The sequence below is a fragment of the Streptomyces sp. SBT349 genome (genome assembly GCF_001083795.1).
In the GTDB taxonomy this organism is placed as follows: Bacteria; Actinomycetota; Actinomycetes; order Streptomycetales; family Streptomycetaceae; genus Streptomyces.
Map to the genome: position 1 here is coordinate 1 of NZ_LAVK01000632.1, position 1,772 is coordinate 1,772.

1 protein-coding gene and 1 pseudogene are annotated in these 1,772 nt (G+C 76.1%); both read left to right on the forward strand.

The genetic code is table 11. From position 1 onward, the window contains the following. Window positions 1-1,276: tetratricopeptide repeat protein (locus tag ADY01_RS35355; RefSeq protein WP_049580958.1), on the forward strand; the 1,276-nt coding region annotated here is incomplete at its 5' end. 98 nt (window positions 1,277-1,374) lie between these two features. Next, window positions 1,375-1,772: pseudogene (locus tag ADY01_RS35360) on the forward strand (hypothetical protein); the annotation flags it as partial.

The window sequence follows — 1,772 nt, forward strand, 5'->3', positions numbered from 1 at the left end:
GGACACCGGGGACCTCAGCGCCGACCTGCGCACCGTCTTCTCCGCCTCCCACCGCGCCCTCGACGCCGAGACCGCCCGCGCGTTCGGCCTGCTGGCCCTCGCCCCCGGGGCGGACCTCGGGCTCCCCGCCGCCGCCGCGCTCCTCGGCCTGCCGCTGTCCAGGGCGCGGGCGCTGCTGCGCCGCCTCCAGGGCGCCCACCTGGTCACCGAGCCCGACCCCGGCCGCTACCGCATGCACGACCTGATCCGCCTGTACGCGGCCGAGCGCGGAGCCGAACTGCCGGCCGGTGAACGGGAGTCCGCGCTGCGGCGGTTGGTCGACTTCTGCCTGCACACCGCCTTCCGGGCCGACCAGTTGCTGGAGCCGTACCCGCTGCCGTTCGAGGCCGGGGAGCCGGCCGAGGGCTGCGCCCCCCTGGAACTCACGGACGCCGAGGAGGCGTTGGCGTGGTTCGACGCCGAGTACGAGGGGCTGCTCGCGACGCAGCGCGCCGCCCAGCGGCTCGGCTGGCACGCCACCACCTGGCGGCTGGCCTGGGCCGTCGACACCTACCAGTGGCGCCGCGGCCACGTGCACGACCATCTCACCATCTGGCGCACCGCGCTGCTCAGCACCGAGCGGCTCGGCGACCGCACCGCGCGGGCCCTGGCCCACCGGCGTCTGGGCAACGCCCTGCTGGGCTCGGGCGACGTCGACGCGGCGGTGCGGCACCTGGAGCGTTCCCTGGAGCTCATCGACAAGCCCGGCGACCCGCGCAACGAGGGCCACTCCCACCAATCCCTCGCCCGCGCCCAGGAGTTGCGCGGGGACCTGGTGCGGGCGCTGGACCACGCCACGCGAGCGCTCGACCTCTTCCACGGCTGCGGCGACCCCGTCCGTGAGGGCGACGCGCTCAACACCGTCGGCTGGTACAAGGCGAGGCTCGGCCGCTACGACGAGGCGCGCAGGGACTGCGAGCGCGCCCTGGCGCTCTTCCAGGGCGCGGAGCACGGCTACGGCCGGGCCACCACCCTGGACAGCCTCGGCTATATCGCCCAGTCCACCGGCGACCTCACCGGCGCGGCCGACTACTACCGGCGCTCCCTCGCGCTCAACCTCGACGTCCTGGGCGACGCCTACGACGCCGCCGACACCCTGGTCCGGCTCGCCGAAACGCACCAGGCGCGCGGCCTCGGGGCGGAGGCGGACGACGTGTTGCGGCACGCGCTGGAGCTGTATCTGGCGCAACGCCGCGCGCCCGAGGCGGACGACGTGCGCGCCAGGCTGGCCCCATGACGCCCCCCTCCGGTCATGCGTCCGGGACCGCTCCCGCGCCCCGGTGGCAGACTGCTGTGGTCAACGGTCGTGCCGCAGACGGAGGTTGAGGGGGGCCCATGGCCGGAGTCGAGGTGGTTCCGTGGCTTGGCGAGCCGCCGGACCGCGATCTCTACCGCCGCAACCCCTTCCGGGTCAGCGGCCTGCCCGTCACCGCGACCCCGCGCGCGATGCGCCGCCGCACCACCGAACTGCGGGCCGCCGAGACGCTGGGTGCCGACGTGCCGCGCGGCGAGGAGTGGCTGCCGCCGTCCCCGGCGCCCGACCACGCCGACGTGCGGGAGGCGCTGCGCCGGATCGAGGACCCGCTGCGCCGCGTGGGGGACGAGGTCTTCTGGTTCTGGCCCCTGCCCCAGACCGAGGGCGCGGCTCTCGACGAGGCGCGGGCCGTCTGGCAGCGACTGGCCGACGCCGGGACGGGCACCGGGGACAGCGACGGGGACGGGGACGGGCACGC